Below are 18,237 nucleotides of genomic sequence, written 5' to 3' on the forward strand. Positions count from 1 at the left end.
AAAATGAAAAATATAAAATATTTATTACTATCAGCTGTCCTAATTGGTTTTACAGCATGTAATGATGAAGAAGATTTTGAAGAACTTTTAGATAACCCTACTGAAGAAGTTATCCTTCCTGAACTCACTGCAGGTTCAGCAAATTTCGCTAAGTATGTATCTATAGGAAATTCTTTAACTGCTGGTTTTACAGACAATGCTTTATTTATTGCAGGTCAAGAAAACTCGCTACCTAACATTCTATCTCAGAAATTTGCGTTAGTTGGTGGTGGTGATTTTACACAACCATTAATGAACGACAATATTGGAGGGCTATTATTTGGAGGTAACCAAAATGCAAATGGTAGCTTTGGTCCTAGACTATATTTTGATGGCTCAGGACCGGCAAGTTTACCCGCAACATCAACAACAGAAGCTTTTGCTCCTTCTTTAGGAAGCCACAACAATATGGGGGTTCCTGGTGCAGCAAGTTTTCACTTACTATATGACGGCTACGGAGATCCTGCAAATTTATTATTAGAAACTCCAACTGCAAATCCTTATTTTGTAAGAATAGCATCAGCACCAAACGCAACTGTCTTAGGTGATGCTTTAGCACAACAACCAACATTTGTGTCTTTATGGATAGGAAATAATGATGTCTTAGGTTATGCTACTTCTGGTGGTGATGCCACATTAGGTGCTATTACACCTGAAGCAACATTCAATGTTTCTATCAATACTATCATGGGAGCTTTACAAACGGCAAATGTCCAAGGTGTTATGGCGAATATTCCTTATGTAACCACAATACCTCATTTTACTACTGTACCTCATAATCCTTTAGACCCTACAAATCCTAGCTTTGGACCACAAATACCAACATTAAATGGTGTTTTTGGAGCTTTAAATCCTATTTTTAATGCTGTTGACCCAAATAGGGCTATCGTTTTTTCTACAACAGAAGCCAGTCCTGTAGTTATTAAAGATGAAAGTTTAGCTGATATTTCTAGTATAATCACAGCTCAGTTAAATGCTAGTCCTACCTTCCCAGCATTTATAGCGCAATTCGGACTACCAGCAAGCGCAGCATCTTCAGTTGCCACTCTATTAGGATTAACATATGGACAAACAAGACAAGCTACCGCTGATGATTTATTAGTATTACCAAGTAGTAATGTTATAGGAACCGTTAATACAGATCATGTTGCCTTTTTAATGACACAAGGTTTACCTCAAGCTGTAGCAGGGCAATTTGCTATTGAAGGAGTAACCTTACCATTAGCAGACAAATGGGTATTAATACCAAGCGAACAAGATGAGATCAAAACAGCTATAGACACGTTTAATGCAACCTTGCAGTCGGCTGCAAGTACAGCTGGTTTTGCTTTTGTAGATGCCAACTCGTTAATGTCACAATTAGATAATGGAGGTTATTCAGATGGTAATTTTGTATTAACATCGAGTTTAGTATCGGGTGGTGCATTTTCTTTAGATGGTGTACATCCAACAGCAAGAGGTTATGCATTACTTGCTAATCAATTTATGAAAGCAATAGATGAAACTTACGGTTCTAACTTTGAAGCATCGGGTAATTTTGTTGATATCGGAAATTATCCTACCAACTATCCGCCAACACTACAATAAATTCATATATTATTCTATAACAAAAACACGCTCTTTTCGAGCGTGTTTTTTTATTCAAAAAACTCCTTTACTTTTTAAATAAAACGCTATATTTGCAGCGCGAAAAACGCAGGTACTCAACTTGATTGGGACTTCCGTTTTTTACATTTAAACTATTGCAAAACAAAAACATATAAGTAATGTCAAAAGTTACAGGTAAAGTTGCACAAATCGTAGGTCCAGTAATCGATGTAGAATTCGCTGCTGGTTCAGAGCTTCCAAAGATTTATGATTCGTTAGAAATTAACAACCAAGATGGTTCTAAATTAGTATTAGAAGTACAATCTCACATTGGTGAAGATACTGTACGTACTATTGCTATGGATTCTTCAGATGGTTTAAGTAGAGGAACAGAAGTTATTGCGACTGGTGCTCCAATTCAAATGCCAATCGGTGATGATGTTTACGGACGTCTTTTCAACGTTATTGGTGATGCTATTGATGGATTAGGAGATTTACCTAAAGCTGGTGATGCGGGGTTACCTATTCACAGACAAGCTCCAAAATTCGAAGACTTATCAACGTCTACTGAAGTTTTATTCACAGGGATTAAAGTAATCGATTTAATTGAGCCTTACGCTAAAGGTGGTAAAATTGGTTTATTTGGTGGTGCTGGTGTTGGTAAAACAGTATTAATTCAAGAGTTGATTAACAATATTGCAAAAGGTCACGGTGGACTTTCTGTATTTGCAGGTGTCGGTGAAAGAACACGTGAAGGAAACGATTTACTTCGTGAAATGTTAGAGTCAGGTATTATCAAATATGGTGATGACTTTATGCATTCTATGGAAGACGGTGGATGGGATCTTAAAAAGGTTGACAAGGCAATCATGAAAGAATCTAAAGCGACTTTCGTATTCGGACAAATGAATGAGCCTCCTGGAGCTCGTGCTCGTGTAGCACTTTCAGGATTAACTATAGCTGAATATTTCCGTGATGGTGCTGGTGAAGGACAAGGAAAGGATGTATTATTTTTCGTAGATAATATCTTCCGTTTTACACAAGCTGGTTCTGAGGTATCTGCATTATTAGGTCGTATGCCTTCTGCGGTAGGTTACCAACCAACTTTAGCAACCGAAATGGGTGCGATGCAAGAACGTATTACTTCAACAAAGAGAGGATCTATTACATCTGTACAAGCGGTTTACGTACCTGCAGATGATTTAACGGATCCAGCTCCAGCAACAACGTTTGCTCACTTAGATGCAACAACAGTATTATCTCGTAAAATTGCAGAGTTAGGTATTTACCCAGCGGTAGATCCATTAGATTCTACATCGCGTATTTTAACAGCTGACATTTTAGGTGATGAGCACTACGCTTGTGCACAACGTGTAAAAGAGCTATTACAACGCTATAAAGAATTACAAGATATTATTGCCATATTAGGTATGGAAGAATTATCTGAAGAAGATAAAATGGCTGTAGGTAGAGCAAGACGTGTACAACGTTTCTTATCACAACCGTTCCACGTAGCTGAGCAATTTACAGGTATTCCTGGTGTATTAGTAGACATTAAAGAAACCATTAAAGGTTTTAATATGATTATGGATGGTGAATTAGATCACTTACCAGAAGCTGCATTTAACCTTAAAGGTTCTATTGAAGAAGCGATTGAAGCTGGAGAGAAAATGTTAGCTGAAGCTTAATTGGTTTATAGTTGTTGGTTGCTAGTTTTTCCAACAACCATCTACTAACAACAAACAACTAAAAGAATATGTACTTAGAAATTGTATCACCAGAAGCCACATTATTTAGCGGAGAAGTTACTTCGGTAACCGTTCCTGGAGTAAATGGTGAGTTTGAAATGTTAACCAATCACGCACCTATTGTGTCTATTCTTCAAAAAGGATATGTAAAAGTTGCAGGTAACGTTCAATTAGAAGAAGACGTTGAAGCAAAATTCACTAAATCTGATAGAGGCGTTTGGCTTGCAATCAATTCTGGAACACTTGAAATGAAAGACAATAAGCTAATTATTTTAGCCGATTAATCCTTTTATTTAAATCATTATATAAAAAACGCGAAGTAGATACTTCGCGTTTTTTTGTTTTAAAAACTCCCTAATATCTTATCCATAACCCAAGCCGTATGCAATCCACTCTGCCCTGTGGAAGGGTGTTGCTCAACTCCATCGAGATGCTTTTTCATAGACTTTACATGATAAAGTTGTATATGTTTAGGATTCTCAATTGTAAAAGTATCTGTATTATTTTTAGTGATTAACACTATAGGATTATCCCCAAATACAGAAAACTGTATTTCTCCTTTACTACCAACAATTCTAACATTGTCTTCTCTCTTATAAGCTCCAAAATTCCAACATGCAGATCCTATAGCGCCCGATTGGTGTAACCAAAATCCAGATACAGCATCCTTTGCTGTATATAAGTCTTGCTGATTTAAGCTCACTCCCTTAACCTCTTTTATATCCCCTAATAAATGGATAAACAAATCCAAACCATGGCTTGCCAAATCATCAAAATAACCTGCAGGTGCTATTTTAGCATCGGTACGCCAATTATAATCCTCAGATAAATCTATTGGGCTTGGTGTACGCGATAAATTCCAATGGACATATCTTATGTCTCCAATAGATTTTGTATCGATCAATACTTTTACTTTATCAAACCGTGGTAACGATCTACGGTAATACGCTATAAATAGGGGTAACTTTCGTTCTTCAAACGCATTATAGATGTCAAGACATTCCTTATAGCTTGGTGCCATTGGCTTTTCTATACAGCAAATTTTACCCGCTTCTGCCACTTTTAAGGCATACAAATGATGGCTATCTGGAGGAGTAGCAATATAGACTGCATCAACCTCTTTATCATTGATAAGTGCATCGGCAGTATCATAATATTTTTCTACATGATGGCGTGCTGCATAATCTTTAGCCAACGCAAATGTTCTACGCATTACAGCCACAAGCTTAAATCCATCAACCAAACGATAAGCTGGCCCACTTTTAACTTCTGTAACATTACCACAGCCTATAATTCCCCATTTGATATCCTGTTTCATAATGCCTTACATTCGTTTTACCGCCTCTAACTCAACCTTCAACTCTTGAAATAGCATCATAATACTACTCAATTTCAGTTCTTTTTCATCGTATTCTTGGGTATTAATACAGCAAGTAAATTCCCATATTTCTAAAATGTTTTCACGAGGAATTAAATAGGGTTGATAGGTTTTATTATCGGAACTTAACATCAAATTTGCCTGATCTCCTTCAGGAATATAAACCCGTTTATACACCAAACCATCATCCTTAGTTAAGATAATATACGTACGTCCGTTTTTAACATCCCTAATATCGTCCACAAATTTTGCGACTATAAACGCACCATCTTTTACAGGTAACATAGAATCTCCTTTAATAGGAAATGCTCTGTGTGTACCTGTTGGTAAAAACGGTAATTTAATCTTTTGAAGTTGTTCTATATATTCCGGATCATCGTAACCCGACAAATAACCAGCGGATGCTTTTACTGGGATAATTTCAATTAAATCTTCGTTATCTTCATTGACGGTTACAGGAAATAACACACGCTTGTTCCCGACTTCAATAAACGAGGTGTCTTTAGCTTTGCGCAAATCGTTTTTAACTAAAATATCAATAGGAATATCAAAGAAGTTAGACAGGTCTATTAAGCGATCTATTGGCGGCTCTGAGCGCCCTTCTTCATAAGAACCCACCATTGAGCGACTCCACTTTAATTCATCGGCAAAGCGCTCTTGAGAAAGCTTTTTTAAAGATCGTAAATGTTTTATATTGGCCTGAATCGGTTTCATCTATAATTTTATTTTTATTAATCATCCATTAAAAAAAAGCGACAAGCAGGAAACATAAATTATCATTTCTTGTGTTAAAATTATCTCGAAAATCTCAGAATCAAATCATTTCAAAACACCAAGTTTTACAATAACGCTTCACTCTTCACTCTTCACTTTTCACTTTTTCAAATATTACTACAAATATAAGCAATAAAAACTACACACAGTAGCTAAATTTACAATCTAGATTTTTAGTTATGTATTTAAATTGTCACACCTATTACAGCCTTCGTTATGGTACTATAAAGCCAGAACAACTCCTTGCCATTGCATCAGAAAATGGTGTACAAACCCTTGCACTAACCGATATTAATAGTACATCTGCTTGTTTAGATGTAATGCGTTTATCAAAAAAATACAAAATAAAACCCGTGCTTGGTGTCGATTTTAGAAATGGCGTACAACAGCAATTCATTCTTATTGCCAAAAACAATCAAGGGTTTCAAAATATCAACAGCTACCTCTCTAAATTTCTTCATAATCACGATTTACAAATCCCTGAACGACCAGATGAAGACCTAGAGGATTGCTTCGTGATTTACCCTTATAAAAATGATAATCATTTTGAGTTAAAACCCAATGAGTTTTTAGGTATCACCCCTCAAGATCTCCAATACCTTAAAATTCTCAAAATGGAATGAATTCAAACATAAACTCGTGGTTTTAAAAACGGTGTCCTTTCAGAATAAAAAAGGATTCAACACCCATCGTTTACTACGTGCTATTGATAACAACACCTTATTGAGTAAGCTTCCAAAGTCCGAAGAAGGTCATGAAAATGACATGATGCTACCGTACAACGACCTCTGTGAAACCTATTCAGAATTCCCAAACCTCATCAGTAATACAGAGCAACTTTTAGAAACCTGCACCACTACTTTCGATTTTGAAAACACCGAGCCTAAAAACCAAAAATGTCTAACTGAAAATGAAACTTCAGATTATAAGCTATTGAAGCAATTAACATACGATGGTATTCACTATCGCTACGGCACTAAGGTTGAGCAGAAGGTTTATGATCGTATTGAAAAAGAGCTTCATATCATTAAAAAAAAAGGCTTCGTCTCCTATTTTCTCATCAATTGGAAAATCCTAGAATACGCCCGAAGTAAAAATTATTACTACGTTGGTCGTGGTAGTGGCGCCAATAGTATTATTGCGTATTTACTACAAATCACTGATGTAGATCCAATTGAACTCGATTTATATTTTGAACGTTTCATTAACCTCTTTCGTCAGAATCCGCCAGATTTTGACCTTGATTTTTCTTGGAGAGATAGAGATGATATTACTAATTATATTTTCAACACTTTTAAACACACAGCCCTTATTGCGGTTTATAATACCTTTAAATTTAAAGCGTCTATCCGCGAATTAGGAAAAGTATTTGGCCTACCTAAGTCCGAAATGGATAAACTAACCCGAGGAAAATATAACCTTAACCAACTCGATCAATTATCACAACTCGTCATTAAATACAGCACCTATATTGAAGGATTCCCTAATTATTTAGGGATTCATGCTGGTGGTATTTTAATTTCAGAGCAACCCATTCATTCGTATTGCGCCACATTTATGCCTCCAAAAGGTTTTGCGACAACACAATTTGATATGGTGGTTGCTGAGGATATTGGGCTATATAAATTCGATATTCTCAGTCAGCGTGGGTTAGGAAAAATAAAAGAAGCTGTAGAAATAATTGATGCCAATTATAAAGACCAACCTCCAATTGACATTCACAATATTAAAGGCTTTAAAAAAGACGAACGCATTAAAAATTTGTTGCGTAATGCGAAAGCCATTGGTTGTTTCTATGTAGAATCGCCAGCCATGCGTATGTTATTAAAAAAATTACAAGTCGATAATTATTTAGGCTTAGTCGCTGCCAGTTCTATCATTAGACCTGGCGTTGCAAAAAGCGGCATGATGCGCGAATATATTTTACGGTACCGCTATCCCGAAAGACGAAAAGAAGCACACCCTGTTTTACAAAAAATTATGCCAGAGACGTATGGTATTATGGTGTACCAAGAAGATGTCATTAAAGTCGCACACCTTTTTGGTGGTTTAGATTTGGGAGAATCAGATATGTTGCGTCGTGGTATGTCTGGAAAATTCCGATCGCGAGATGAATTTGCCAAAGTGAAACAAAAATTCTTTGACAATTGTAAACATGATGGAAAACCGTACGAGTTAGTTGCAGATATTTGGCGACAAATTGAAAGCTTTGCTGGTTATGCGTTTGCCAAGGGCCATTCTGCTTCTTATGCCGTAGAAAGTTACCAAAGTCTATTTTTAAAAGCCTATTATCCTTTGGAATACATGACAGCGACCATTAATAATTTCGGTGGATTTTACAACACAGAATTATATGTTCATGAAGCTAGAATGCACAATGGTATCATTGAAGCACCATGTATTAATCGGTCATTTACCCAAGCGATTATAAAAGAGAAAACGATCTATTTGGGCTTTATGTTTTTACAATCCTTAGAAACTAAAACTATAAATCGCATTCTTAATGAACGACAAGAACATGGTAAATTTCAATCGCTCGACGATTTTATAGAACGTGTCCCAATTTCTATTGAGCAAATCTCCATTTTAATTAAAATCAATGCCTTTCGGTTTACAGGAATTAATAAACGTGAATTGCTTTGGGAGGCGCATTTAAAAATTAGTAAAACCGTCATTAAAGAAGACCTCATTACACTGTTTAAAACCGAACGTGTGACTTATAGCACACCTGAACTACCCAGTACAGATCTAGAAAATGCTTTTGATTCGATTGAATTATTAGGATTTAGCCTTTGTAATCCGTTTAATTTATTAAAAACACATTCGATTAGTAATTTACGTGCAAAACAGCTCATACAATTAGAAAATAAACTTATTAGCATTGAAGGCTACTTGATTACGACCAAAAACACCAAAACGGCGAATGGAAAAATGATGCATTTTGGCACCTTTTTAGATCGTGATGGTGATTTTTTAGACACCGTTCACTTCCCTCCTACTGCTACTAAATATCCATTTAGAGGAAAGGGTATTTATGCCATTACAGGAAAAGTAATGGTAGAATTTGATTGTGTGACGATTGAAGTTTCAAAACTTGAACGTTTAGGGATTATTGAAGATCCTCGTTATTCTGTAAAATCTTTGAATCCAACGTTTCAGAATAAACGAAGTTTTACAGATTTAAAAAGAGCGATCAGTTAAAGAATTTTAAAAGACAATATCTCGTCACTTCGAGTGATTTATAAGCTAACGTAAATATAAATTTTATATATCCTGCAAGGCTTCAAAAACCTTGTAGGTACAATTAAAAACAGTTTAAAAAATAACATGGCGTCACTTCGAGTGAATTTGTGAAGCATGAGCAAATTTGTATCGAAAAACTTTCTTTAATCATAAGGTTCTCGATACAACAATTTTTTCCGCTTTAGCTACAAAAATGGCCACTCGAACTGACGGGAATTTCCCAAATTAAAAAATGAACAACAACCGCAGCATCGTACATATGGATTTAGACACGTTCTTTGTATCGTGCGAAAGACATATGGATAGCAGCCTTAACGGAAAACCGATTCTTATAGGTGGTACTAGCGACAGAGGTGTAGTAGCATCTTGTAGTTACGAAGCGCGTACTTTTGGCGTACATTCTGCGATGCCAATGCGTATGGCAAGACAGCTTTGTCCAGAAGCTATTGTACTCAGAGGAAACTCTGGTATTTACACCAAATTTTCAAACGCTGTTACCGATGTGATTAAAGAAAGTGTACCACTTTATGAAAAAACATCAATAGACGAATTTTACATCGATCTCACCGGAATGGATAAATTTTTCGGTTGTCACAAACTCGCTTCCGAATTACGTAAAAAAATCATCAAAGAAACCGGTTTACCGATTTCCTTTGGATTATCACTTAACAAAACGGTATCTAAAATTGCGACTGGAGAAGCTAAACCCAATAACGAAATTCGTGTTCTTTCTGGTACCGAAAAACCATTTTTAGCTCCACTCTCAGTTAAAAAAATTCCTATGGTTGGTAATGTGACTTATAAAGCCTTATGCGATTTGGGTGTAAAACGCATTCAAACCATACAAGAAATGCCTATGCAATTAATGCATAAAGTATTAGGAAAAAATGGTTTAATTATTTGGAAGAAAGCCAATGGCATAGACAACTCTCCTGTGGTACAATACCACGAACGCAAGTCTATTTCTACAGAGCGTACGTTTAATCAGGATACTACAGATGTTGCTAAACTCAAAGGTATGGTCGTTGCAATGACAGAGAATTTAGCCTACCAATTACGTCGTGGTCATAAACTAACGGCTTGCGTCACCTTTAAGATTCGGTATTCCGATTTTCAGACCTATACACAACAGCAACGCATTCCTTATAGTGCTATGGACCATATGCTAATTCCTGTGGTATTAGATTTGTTCAAAAAACTATACCATCGTAGACTTTTAGTACGGTTAATTGGTGTAAAATTTAGTCATTTGGTAGAAGGAGGCCATCAAATTAATTTATTTGAAGACAATGAAATGCACCTCAACCTAACCAATGCTATGGACAAAATGCGCGAACGCTATGGAGACAGAGCTGTAATGAGTGCTGCTGGTATGGAAGCAAAAACCATTAGCCGTTTTAACCCGTTTAATGGTGAACCACCACCTTTGTTGCCCAATCGACGTCGCTAGAATTACTTAGCGCCCAACCAAGCCTCACGATTTGCTTTAGCCCCTTCAGATAAAGCATCTAAACTTGAAATAGCATAAGACGTATCGGCATCTAAAGTTAGTTTTACAGTGCGTTGTTTTCCGAAGCGCTCATAAACCACCTCAACAGTTTGATTCGGTTTTACTGTACCTAAAATTTTATTTAAGTCTGATGTTTCATTAATCTCAACACCATCAATTTTAAGTAATTTATCACCTTTTTCGAGTCCTGCGGCATAAGCTCCAGAACCGACCATTGTATTACTTGTAATGACTTGATTCTTTAAACGCAATCCAAAAGCAGGTTGCTCCGTGTTTTGTTGTAATTGCACACCAACCGTTTTAAACAAGCTTTCAAAATCTGGCATGCCACTTTTATAGATGTAATTGTTGAAAAAAGCATCACCAAATTCAGCACCTGCATAATCCTTTAACGTTTGCTGTAAATCCGCAATGGTATAATAGGTTTCCGTCTTGCCGTAGGTCTTCCAAACCAATGTCATGTAATCGTCTAGATTCAAGTTTTCTGCCCTAAGCGATAAATCTAAAGCCAAACCTAGCATACTGCCATACGAATAATAGGAAATAAAAGTATTGCTACGATTGATATCATCTACAGAACGTGCCGCATCTACAAACGGAGCTTGATAGCTCATCTCAATAGGATTAAAAAACTGTCGTCCTGGTGAATTCCAAACGTAATTAAACGTTCCTGTAAGCCCTTTTATATAATCTTCTTGTGTAATAAGTCCGGCTCTAGTTAAGGTTAAATCGTCATAATAACTGGTAAACCCTTCAGCAAACCAAAGTTCGCCACTCATGTTAGCTGCTTCAAAATTAAAAGGCTCTAAACTTTGTGGTCGTATACGTTCTACATTCCAGCAATGAAAAAACTCATGACTAACAGTCCCTAAATTACGATCGGCTCCATCAGCTAAACTTCGTGTACTGGTGACAACAGTAGAGTTTCGATGTTCCATACCATCCCCTGTGGCATTAGGAATATAACAACCTAAAAACGTGTATTCTCCGTAATCGAAAGTTGGTAATTCGCCAAAAACTGCTTTTTGTTGTAAGATTGTTTTTTTGACCTTTTCAAAATAGTCATCAAACTCTGCTGCGGTTCCATTATGGTGCAATGCAAAATTGATCTTTTGACCATCCACCTCAAACGAACGTACCATATGGTCGCTAATTTCCGTTGGACTATCCATAAAATACTGTAAGTTTTCAGCGGAATAGGTGTTGCCTTCTACGAGCTTTAATTGCGTTGCAATTTTCCAGTTGAAGTCTTCACGTGGTTTAAATTCAATGTTGAAGGTGTCGTTTTCCAAGCTCGGAGCATACATAAAGGCCGCTGGCATATTAAGATGGGCATGCGTTTCATCAACTTGTGCATAGGTGCCATCTCCATGATTGGCATATAAGGTATAATTGACTATGATAGTGCCATCGTGATTATTCACAATCCAAGAATACGGATCGGGGCGTGTCGTTTCTAAAACATTACCCTTCCCATCTGTCACTTTTACGTTATAAACATTCTTAGCAAATTCGTGAATAGCATAACGTCCTGGTGAGCTTCTAGACATTCTAAATTCAGCTTCACCGGATTTTAAACCTTTAAAAGTAGCCGTGATTTCAGCTTCATGATGTGCTGCATTTTCAAACGAAATGGTATAACTTGAACTTCCTGTAGTTGTTAATTCTGTTTCAGAAATTTTGTCTTCCTTGCAATTCACTAAACATAAAAAAGACAGTAATAAAATTAGGCTTCGCATCTATTCAATTTTTTAGACACCCAAGATACTAATTTTTAAAACCTTTTAATCTTCTACGTATTCTAGAATATCACTAGGCTGACAATCTAAAGCTTTACAAATAGCTTCTAAGGTTGAAAACCGAATGGCCTTTGCTTTTCCTGTTTTTAAAATGGACAGGTTTGCGGTTGTAATCCCAACACGTTCAGCAAGTTCGTTACTCTTCATACCGCGTTTGGCTAATATGAGGTCTAAGTTGACTATTATGGGCATGGTTATATGGTTAAATCGTTTTCTGCTCTCAAATGTTCACCTTCTTTAAAAATCTCTGCCATTACAAAAGCCAAAAGCATATAAATTACTGGGGTTAATGATAGGTGTGCAAGAGTTTGACTTCCACTTTCAAATCGAAGTACCGTATAACTTATCAGAATTGTAACCACAATAATATAGATTCCAATCTTCCTAAACAGTTTTGCATTACGACTACTAAATGTATGTAATGTTTTTACAGACAACATAATTTTTTCGAATGTTCTAAGTATTAGAAATAGTAACACGGCAACACTAATGACTTTAAAATAATTGATATACAAGGATACTGTTTTTAGTTTTCCAAAAGTATAAGGTTTTTGATCATAATCCGCATCAGTATCAAGCTTCCAAACCGTTGTGTATATATTTGAAATACGCACAATACTTGGATTAGCCTTTAATACAATCTCTTCATTTGCGAAAGTGTCTTTATCAATTTGAGCATATACAAATAAGCTCGTAATACCTATCGCAGCAATTACTAAGACGATTTTCAATAGTCTCGTCACCCAAATGGCGATATTTAAAAGTGTGTTTTTAGTCATAATTATATAGTTAAATTATTTTCTTCTTTAGCTTTTTTTGCCACCTTAAACACCTCACTCAACACCATAAAAAACAAACCCAAACAGATTAACATAATATAAGGACTTAATCCAAGGTTTATCTTTAGTTGACTTGTAAAAACTAATTGTGCTAAAAAGAACAATACAGAGGACGCTATTCCAACACCTGTAAGCAAATAACCTATCCTATAAAAATTGACTATTACATCCATATGAAAAGGTTTGACCCGCTGAAAATAGCGCAAAGTTTTTCTAAACAAGTACACACAATAAATAGTCACAAACCCCAAAGCAATAAAAACCAAGCCAAATAGCTGAGCAGATATTGAAAATGTTTTAATAATGGACTTGTCTGCATCTAAGATAATATCCAAAGATTGTGGTTCAATAAACATGTAGACAGCCAAAAAACTAAGTATCAATAGTGCAGGAATACAGGTCACTATCCAGACAAAATCGATTAAACTTTTTAAAATTATTAATTTTCGCATGGTAAATAATTATCGTTTTACGATAACAAATATATAAAAATTATCGATAAACAATAATTAATTGTTAAAAAAGATGATTTCAATAGTAGACCTAGCAGGTTTTGAAAACCTAGCAGGTCTTTTTCATATATTTGAAACATGCTACATCCATAACTCGCTTTTATACCCAAGGGAATGATAAAATAGATGTACCATGTGACCGATAAAAAACAATAAAATAAACACTTGAATCCCAACACCATCATTTCAGAAAGCCCTAGACCTATTTGGCAAATTCCCATTGCTGCGTTATTTTTTACATTGGCTTTCGGGATTATAGCGTACAAATTTTTTCTTTGGATAACAACAAACCAACCGCTTGGTATACGAATATTAGATTTCGAAGGTGTTATTTATTTTGCTGGTATTGGCGCCAGTTTTTGTTCCAGAAAACGTATCTATATAGACATTGCTAATTCCAGATTTAGACCAACCATTGAAGTTGGTCCTATAAAATTTGGCTCGTGGCAAACCATTAAAAACTATCAATATGTTTCAGTATTCCATCAACCCACAGTAGGTGGTGATTATATATTTGAAGTGAATTTGTGGTACGACAATAACAAACATTTTGAACTATACGAAGAAGACAATTACAAAGAAGCCTTTCTCATCGGTTTTGAACTCTCAGAAGAATTAAATATTGACTTATTAGACGCCACAGAACCCAATAACTTTAAATGGGTTGACAAAGAGGATTGGAAAACCAAAATGGCATCTGGTAAAATAGATTAACTTCCCTCGAAACCTGTCAGGTTTTAAAAACCTGACAGGTCTTTTTCTTATCTTTACCAAATGCAAGACACCTTCGTTACCATAGCCCGATTCCCCTATTCTACAGAAGCACAAATAGCAAAAGGACGATTAGAAGCCGATGGTATTGAAGTCTTTCTAAGAGATAATCTTACCATAGACACGGATCCTTTAGTGAGTCAGGCCATTGGAGGTGTAAAATTAAAAGTACTTGCCAAGGACGAAGAACGAGCGCGAGCAATTTTAAAATCAATTAAAGCCTATTCTGTAGACAACGAAGGGCATCCTATTGTTTGTCCCAACTGTAAAGGCGAACATATTGAAATGTACACCACCATTAATAATTTTAAATCCTTGATGTCTTTTCTAATTGGCCTCTTGTTCTTCACACTACCTTTTAGCGCGCGCTATCAATACAAATGCGAGGATTGTAAGACGGAATTCCCTATTAAAGACTAAGCACCGTATCATAAGCACGTTTCAGTTTTTTAATCACAATTTCGAGTTCGTCTTCATTTAAATGTCCAAATCCAAAACGAATTGCACAGGTCGTTTTATCTTGATATAAAATGGTTTTTGGAAGAAACAAATCTATACGCGCTGCTGCTTCGGCAAGCTTTACTAACGACAAAGGATGCTTAAATTGTAACCAAATAGCCAAACCTCCAGAGGGTTGTTCATAGCTTATAATGCCATTAAAGTATTGCTGCAAGTATTTACACAAGCAATCACGGCGTTGTTTATAGGTCACAATATTCTTTTTCACTAGCCTATAAATTTCACCTTCAGATATAAGCTCAGACAACATTTGCTCTTGTATTAAATCACCTTGCTCATCAAGTAAACTTAAATAGTTGTGAGCTTCGGCAATTAAATTATCTGGAGCAACTACAAAACCCGTTTGAAAACTAGGAAACAATGATTGGCCCATTTTACCCAAATAAATTACCATACCGTTGGCATCTGCGCTTGCCATAGGTAACATAGCAGATCCTTCAAACTGAAAATCGTAATCATAATCATCCTCAATAATAGCAAACCCATAAGTTTTTGCTAATTGCAAAAGTTGTAATCGCCTTTGAGCACTTAATGTTTTGGTCGTTGGATACTGTCTATGTGCACAGACATAAACACACCTAATGCTGTGTTTTATAAAATGCTTTTTTATATAATCTACATCTAAGCCTTCGTCATCTACAGGAATAGCTTTTAACGCTGCTCCAGCTTCTTGAAAAATTGTATTTGAGGCATAATGACTTAATTGTCCAACCAGCACCACATCATCTTTCTTAATTAATAGTTGCGATACAATGTACAAACTCATCTCTGTGCTACGCGTGCTTATGACATTGTTCGGATTAATACGAAAGCCACGTGTCGCATTTAAATAATTACACAATTGTGTTTTAAACACCGAAGGCGTTGCTACCGATGCTCTATTCCATTTATTAATTAAGGGTTTGCGTTTCATAGCAGCACTATACCATCTCGAAAACTGATGTACTGGATGCAAACGTAAATCGGGCTGACCATCATTAATAGAATATTTAGCAGTCGTTTCTTGTACTGTGGAAGCCAAATGAAACGATTTCTGAAATGGAAAACCAGCGACTTTAGGATAATTATAAGCACGATCTATACGCTCTGCTGTAGCTTTTATTTTTGCAGTAGCCTGCTCTGGCACCAAAACAAAAGTCCCTCTATTTGGTATAATATCTACCCAACCTTGAGAGGCTAATTCTTCATAAATAGCCACAGCGGTATTACGATGTATATTTAACAACTCACTAAAGACACGAGTACCTGGCAATTTGCTCCCTTTAGATAAATAACCACGTTGTATACCATTAATTATTTGCTGTGCTACTTGTATATATATAGGTTGCACCGAAGCTTTGTCAAAACTAACAAGCTGTTTTATAAGATCACTAACCGGACTATTCATTGTTTTAAAACTGGACTATCTTAATCGTCCGGAAAGTTACGACTTTTGCAGCGTTAAAATTAAATGATGCAATAGCAACAATTGCAAAACTCAAACAGATGAAAAATACAGTCTTACTTTTTATATTCATAGTAATCGCGTTTTTTAAACTAAACGCTCAAGAAGAAGAACTAATAATCAAAACCGATTCTTTAAACGAAGTAATCATCACTTCAACACGTATTGATTTACCCTTCAAGGACAATTCCAGAACCATAAACATTATCACCGCAGCAGATATTAAAAGTAGTGCGGCGGTAACCATTTCAGATGTATTACAGCAAATCGCAGGTGTCGATATTAGACGTCGTGGCACCGGAGGAAGTCAGGCCGATTTATTTATTAGAGGTGGTGGTTTCGATCAAACATTGTTATTAATTGATGGCATTAAAATGGACGATGCGCAAACAGGACATCACACCTTAAATGCTGCGCTTCCGCTTGAAGTCATTCAACGCATAGAAGTCATAAAAGGACCTGCAGCACGTGTTTTTGGTCAAAACGCCTTTACAGGAGCTATTAATATTGTAACGAAATCGAGTTTAGACAATGCCGTGTCTGCCAATATTGAAACCGGTTCCTTTGGTCAACTTAATGGTTCTGTAACTGTTGGTAATGAATTAGAAAACTCAACACACATCCTTCATGTGGGCAAAATGACCTCTGAAGGCTACCGGAACAATTCAGATTATGACAATTCTAATTATTTCCTAAAAAGTGTCTTCAATAAAAACGCCCAAGCTATCGAAATGATTGCCACATTTTCTGAACGTAAGTTTGGTGCCGAAAACTTTTACACCACTAATTCTGCTTATAATGAATACGAAGAAACCCAAAACAGCTTAATCGCCTTCACCACAAAATTTCAATCTGAAAAACTAAAAATTCAACCACGTATCTATTGGAAACGCAACCAAGATATGTTCCTTCTAAAACGTTTTGAACCTGAATTCTTCAGAAATTTCCACCTGTCTAACAAAATTGGAGCCGAGGCCAATGCGGCATACACCTCTAAATTAGGAGTTACAGGCTTTGGGATAGACCTCTCTAAAACCTATTTAAAAAGTAATAACTTAGGTAATCGCAACCGTTTTATGACCACTGTATTTTTAGAGCATCGTTTTCAGTTTATAGATAACCGTTTAGACATTACGCCTGGTGTTGCCGTCACCTATTTTTCGGATTTTAAATTTAACGGATTCCCAGGATTAGATGTCGGATTTGACATCACCAACAACCTTAAAGCCTACGGAAACATTGGATTTACCTATAGAATTCCGACCTATACCGATTTATATTACAGCGATCCAAGAACCAACGGCAACGAAAATTTAGAACCTGAAAAAGCCTTTGCTCAAGAAATGGGTATTAAATATAACTCTCAAAAAATTAGAGCAAGTCTATCTGTTTTTAATCGCGATGCCAAAAACTTGATTGATTTTATAAGACCAAACACCATTGAAGAAATTTTTACTGCAACCAACATTGCAGAAGTCAATACCAAAGGGCTCGAAATTGATGTGGCTTATAATTTTGAAATGAATAGCTTTAACCAAACCTTAGCTTTTGGCTATGCTTATTTAGAAGATGATATTTTAGAGCAAAACGAAGAACTATCGCGTTATGCCTTAAACACCTTAAAACACCATTACACCACTAGACTAAGCACGCAATTGTTTAAAAACCTTAGTCAAAGTATCGTTTACAAATATGCCGAACGCACCACAGGACAAACCTATAATGTTTGGGACGCTTCAATAATTATGAAATTGAACCAGATGGAATTATCCGTAACAGCAAGCAACATTTTTGATGCCGATTATATTGAATCTGGCTTTACACCAATGCCACCGAGTAATGTGTTGTTTGGCTTGCGCTACAAATTCCTTTGAAAGAAGAAATTTATTTGAATATAAAAAACACCCCTAAAGTCCCCTCAAGGGGACAGTCTCACTGTTGCGAATAAAAGTAGACTTTCATTGAAGATACCGAGCGTAGCTCAATAGGAGTGTTATATTCACAATTCAACAACAACCACAAATCAAAATCCGCGAAAATCTTAAAAAATCTGCGGGAAATAAAAACCACCTAG

At 36.1% G+C, this 18,237-nt stretch carries 16 protein-coding genes; 9 read left to right on the forward strand and 7 right to left on the reverse strand.

Annotation, left to right across the window (positions count from 1 at the left end; all coding sequences use genetic code 11):
* Positions 1-3: 3 nt before the first annotated feature.
* The 3 genes from ACXGSQ_RS02225 (at position 4) to ACXGSQ_RS02235 (ending at position 3,658) form a co-directional block, all read left to right on the forward strand.
* The gene (locus tag ACXGSQ_RS02225) at positions 4-1,626 is read left to right on the forward strand and encodes an SGNH/GDSL hydrolase family protein (RefSeq protein WP_458628020.1); all 1,623 of its coding nucleotides are present in this window, start codon (positions 4-6) and stop codon (positions 1,624-1,626) included.
* A gap of 179 nt (positions 1,627-1,805) precedes the next feature.
* Complete coding sequence (gene atpD, locus ACXGSQ_RS02230) at positions 1,806-3,314, forward strand: F0F1 ATP synthase subunit beta (protein ID WP_458628021.1); 1,509 nt, start codon at positions 1,806-1,808, stop codon at positions 3,312-3,314.
* A gap of 68 nt (positions 3,315-3,382) precedes the next feature.
* Positions 3,383-3,658: a F0F1 ATP synthase subunit epsilon gene (locus ACXGSQ_RS02235; protein ID WP_458628022.1), complete on the forward strand. Its 276-nt coding sequence runs from the start codon at positions 3,383-3,385 to the stop codon at positions 3,656-3,658.
* Between the two features lie 59 nt (positions 3,659-3,717).
* Here ACXGSQ_RS02235 and ACXGSQ_RS02240 read toward each other — a convergent pair whose 3' ends face one another.
* Both ACXGSQ_RS02240 and ACXGSQ_RS02245 read right to left on the reverse strand, forming a co-directional pair.
* A complete protein-coding gene (locus ACXGSQ_RS02240; protein ID WP_458628023.1) occupies positions 3,718-4,692 on the reverse strand; it encodes a Gfo/Idh/MocA family protein in 975 nt (324 codons plus the stop codon).
* Between the two features lie 6 nt (positions 4,693-4,698).
* On the reverse strand, positions 4,699-5,466 hold the full coding sequence (locus ACXGSQ_RS02245; protein WP_458628024.1) for an XRE family transcriptional regulator: 768 nt from the start codon (positions 5,464-5,466) through the stop codon (positions 4,699-4,701).
* Positions 5,467-5,705: 239 nt separating this feature from the next.
* On the opposite strand from ACXGSQ_RS02245, the gene ACXGSQ_RS02250 reads away from it, so the two are divergent.
* The 3 genes from ACXGSQ_RS02250 (at position 5,706) to dinB (ending at position 10,219) form a co-directional block, all read left to right on the forward strand.
* Positions 5,706-6,149, forward strand: coding sequence for a PHP domain-containing protein (locus ACXGSQ_RS02250; RefSeq protein WP_458628025.1), 444 nt, complete (start codon positions 5,706-5,708; stop codon positions 6,147-6,149).
* A gap of 16 nt (positions 6,150-6,165) precedes the next feature.
* Positions 6,166-8,727, forward strand: coding sequence for a DNA polymerase III subunit alpha (locus ACXGSQ_RS02255; RefSeq protein ID WP_458628026.1), 2,562 nt, complete (start codon positions 6,166-6,168; stop codon positions 8,725-8,727).
* A gap of 274 nt (positions 8,728-9,001) precedes the next feature.
* Complete coding sequence (gene dinB, locus ACXGSQ_RS02260) at positions 9,002-10,219, forward strand: DNA polymerase IV (protein ID WP_458628027.1); 1,218 nt, start codon at positions 9,002-9,004, stop codon at positions 10,217-10,219.
* Positions 10,220-10,221: 2 nt separating this feature from the next.
* Here dinB and ACXGSQ_RS02265 read toward each other — a convergent pair whose 3' ends face one another.
* Genes ACXGSQ_RS02265 through ACXGSQ_RS02280 form a run of 4 tightly spaced genes read right to left on the reverse strand, consistent with a single transcriptional unit; the run spans position 10,222 to position 13,369 of the window.
* The gene (locus ACXGSQ_RS02265; protein ID WP_458628028.1) at positions 10,222-12,018 is read right to left on the reverse strand and encodes a M61 family metallopeptidase; all 1,797 of its coding nucleotides are present in this window, start codon (positions 12,016-12,018) and stop codon (positions 10,222-10,224) included.
* Positions 12,019-12,063: 45 nt separating this feature from the next.
* Positions 12,064-12,270: a helix-turn-helix domain-containing protein gene (locus ACXGSQ_RS02270; protein ID WP_458628029.1), complete on the reverse strand. Its 207-nt coding sequence runs from the start codon at positions 12,268-12,270 to the stop codon at positions 12,064-12,066.
* A 2-nt stretch (positions 12,271-12,272) separates the two neighbouring features.
* The gene (locus ACXGSQ_RS02275) at positions 12,273-12,857 is read right to left on the reverse strand and encodes a DUF2975 domain-containing protein (protein ID WP_458628030.1); all 585 of its coding nucleotides are present in this window, start codon (positions 12,855-12,857) and stop codon (positions 12,273-12,275) included.
* A gap of 2 nt (positions 12,858-12,859) precedes the next feature.
* Entirely contained in the window at positions 12,860-13,369 is a 510-nt protein-coding gene (locus ACXGSQ_RS02280; protein WP_458628031.1) for a DUF2975 domain-containing protein, read from the reverse strand.
* Positions 13,370-13,594: 225 nt separating this feature from the next.
* Here ACXGSQ_RS02280 and ACXGSQ_RS02285 point away from each other — a divergent pair, with 225 nt between their 5' ends.
* Both ACXGSQ_RS02285 and ACXGSQ_RS02290 read left to right on the forward strand, forming a co-directional pair.
* Positions 13,595-14,143 carry a hypothetical protein gene (locus tag ACXGSQ_RS02285; RefSeq protein WP_458628032.1) on the forward strand — a complete coding sequence of 183 codons (549 nt, stop codon included), beginning with the start codon at positions 13,595-13,597 and terminating at the stop codon, positions 14,141-14,143.
* Between the two features lie 60 nt (positions 14,144-14,203).
* Positions 14,204-14,620 (forward strand): putative signal transducing protein, encoded by a 417-nt coding sequence (locus tag ACXGSQ_RS02290; protein WP_458628033.1) that lies wholly within the window; start codon positions 14,204-14,206, stop codon positions 14,618-14,620.
* Here ACXGSQ_RS02290 and ACXGSQ_RS02295 read toward each other — a convergent pair.
* Positions 14,610-16,106 (reverse strand): aminotransferase-like domain-containing protein, encoded by a 1,497-nt coding sequence (locus ACXGSQ_RS02295; RefSeq protein WP_458628034.1) that lies wholly within the window; start codon positions 16,104-16,106, stop codon positions 14,610-14,612. The genes ACXGSQ_RS02290 and ACXGSQ_RS02295 overlap by 11 nt on opposite strands.
* A gap of 98 nt (positions 16,107-16,204) precedes the next feature.
* Between ACXGSQ_RS02295 and ACXGSQ_RS02300 the strand changes: the two genes are divergently transcribed.
* Positions 16,205-18,037: a TonB-dependent receptor plug domain-containing protein gene (locus ACXGSQ_RS02300; protein ID WP_458628035.1), complete on the forward strand. Its 1,833-nt coding sequence runs from the start codon at positions 16,205-16,207 to the stop codon at positions 18,035-18,037.
* The last annotated feature ends 200 nt before the right edge of the window (positions 18,038-18,237 follow it).

This window comes from Winogradskyella sp. PC D3.3, assembly GCF_054366245.1.

Excerpts from the sequence above, each read along its gene's own strand:
- ACXGSQ_RS02270 (WP_458628029.1), bottom strand. The coding sequence starts at position 12,270 with ATGCCCATAATAGTCAACTTAGACCTCATATTAGCCAAACGCGGTATG.
- ACXGSQ_RS02290 (WP_458628033.1), top strand. The coding sequence starts at position 14,204 with ATGCAAGACACCTTCGTTACCATAGCCCGATTCCCCTATTCTACAGAA.
- ACXGSQ_RS02275 (WP_458628030.1), bottom strand. The coding sequence starts at position 12,857 with ATGACTAAAAACACACTTTTAAATATCGCCATTTGGGTGACGAGACTA.
- dinB (WP_458628027.1), top strand. The coding sequence starts at position 9,002 with ATGAACAACAACCGCAGCATCGTACATATGGATTTAGACACGTTCTTT.
- atpD (WP_458628021.1), top strand. The coding sequence starts at position 1,806 with ATGTCAAAAGTTACAGGTAAAGTTGCACAAATCGTAGGTCCAGTAATC.
- ACXGSQ_RS02245 (WP_458628024.1), bottom strand. The coding sequence starts at position 5,466 with ATGAAACCGATTCAGGCCAATATAAAACATTTACGATCTTTAAAAAAG.
- ACXGSQ_RS02265 (WP_458628028.1), bottom strand. The coding sequence starts at position 12,018 with ATGCGAAGCCTAATTTTATTACTGTCTTTTTTATGTTTAGTGAATTGC.
- ACXGSQ_RS02295 (WP_458628034.1), bottom strand. The coding sequence starts at position 16,106 with ATGAATAGTCCGGTTAGTGATCTTATAAAACAGCTTGTTAGTTTTGAC.
- ACXGSQ_RS02240 (WP_458628023.1), bottom strand. The coding sequence starts at position 4,692 with ATGAAACAGGATATCAAATGGGGAATTATAGGCTGTGGTAATGTTACA.
- ACXGSQ_RS02225 (WP_458628020.1), top strand. The coding sequence starts at position 4 with ATGAAAAATATAAAATATTTATTACTATCAGCTGTCCTAATTGGTTTT.
- ACXGSQ_RS02280 (WP_458628031.1), bottom strand. The coding sequence starts at position 13,369 with ATGCGAAAATTAATAATTTTAAAAAGTTTAATCGATTTTGTCTGGATA.
- ACXGSQ_RS02300 (WP_458628035.1), top strand. The coding sequence starts at position 16,205 with ATGAAAAATACAGTCTTACTTTTTATATTCATAGTAATCGCGTTTTTT.
- ACXGSQ_RS02250 (WP_458628025.1), top strand. The coding sequence starts at position 5,706 with ATGTATTTAAATTGTCACACCTATTACAGCCTTCGTTATGGTACTATA.
- ACXGSQ_RS02235 (WP_458628022.1), top strand. The coding sequence starts at position 3,383 with ATGTACTTAGAAATTGTATCACCAGAAGCCACATTATTTAGCGGAGAA.